This is a genomic window from Hallella sp. (assembly GCF_037460745.1).
Lineage (GTDB): Bacteria > Bacteroidota > Bacteroidia > Bacteroidales > Bacteroidaceae > Prevotella > Prevotella faecis.
In genome coordinates this window covers 1-1,305 of sequence record NZ_JAXVAE010000058.1, presented here as the reverse complement: position 1 = coordinate 1,305, position 1,305 = coordinate 1, and the positions used below count along the sequence as shown (strand labels likewise).

Genomic DNA, 1,305 nt, shown 5'->3' with positions numbered 1-1,305 from the left:
GTGATATCCGTGTTCTGTAGACCCCAGAGGCCATCGCCGCAGGCGGTGGGCACCTTACGAATTGCGCTCTGGCCATTCGCACCTAAGCTATAACCTTCCACATCCGAAGGAGCCCATGCGGCACCCAAGCTTTTACCATAATTGTCGCCAACATTGGGACTTTTTGCGTGATTATTTGTTTGTGCGACAATAATTCATTATCTTTGTTGCTGATAACGCGTCGCTATAACCATGCTGAATGGCGCATCAAAGCCCTCTATGAAATATGTGTATTCACGAAAGAGATCATCGCACAACATTGCTGCGGGGGCGCTTCAGCGCTTACAACCGCCATTGAAACGCTATGAGTAAGGTTTTCTTGTTTATTGTCCTTTTCTGCCTATTGGGCCAGCCGTTTTCCTGTTTCGCACAGAAAGTAGGGAAGAACGACTACTTCTATGTGCTCAATACGCGACAGGGACTGTCTGACAATTGCATTCTCCAGATGATGCAGTTGGCAGACGGCCAGTTGGCGGTGAGAACCCGCAAGGGCATCAATCTCTACGACGGAAGACGTTTCGTGCTCATCCCTCTCCCCTCAGAAAAGGAGGAAAGCATTGCTGCGTACAAGGGGCAGACGCACCTTTACGCCGACAACAGGAACCGTCTCTGGGTGAAGGATTACCAAAAGATATTCTGCGTTCAGCTCACTGAAGGGCGACTCTTGGAGCATCCTCTTGATTCCCTGTTGCACGAAACGGGGCAAATCCTAAACGGCTTGAAAGGGCGCGACATCCAGGACCTGTTTGTTGACAGCAGAAAGCAGGTCTGGGTACTGATGGGCAACACGCTGCTCAATACGCAGGAAGGGTGCCTCATCTCCTTAAGGAAAGAATGGGGCAGTCTGCAAGATTTGGATACCGACGGCCAGCAGGTCTATGCTTTTATGGATTCGGGAATCGTAGCGACATTCCTGAAAGGCGAGTTGGCTTATACCGCCTCCGCTTATCCTGCGCTCGACGCCCAGCGCTACCGCAACACCTCGCTCACCGTTAAGACACCCGACGGACAGTTTTACCAGATCAGAACCGGACGTGACGAAAGGAGCAAGACCGACGCCTCCATCTTCCTGCATTTTGACCCGGAAAGCCGGAAGTATTCCCGAATATTTGCATGCAATTACCTCCTGCACACATTGAACATGTCGTCGAGCAACCAGGCTTTGATCAGCAGCCAGCATGGTTATCTGATGTTCGACTTCAAGTTGGGCACCACTCCACGCGAGGTGAAGGAATTGGCTTTGCCTGACGGAAAATCGCTCACCAC

The 1,305-nt window shown here is 51.3% G+C and carries 1 pseudogene; it reads left to right on the top strand.

Features of this window, described 5'->3' with window-relative positions:
- Positions 1 to 343 precede the first annotated feature (343 nt).
- Positions 344 to 1,305, top strand: a pseudogene (locus WKK33_RS02135) (hypothetical protein); the annotation flags it as partial.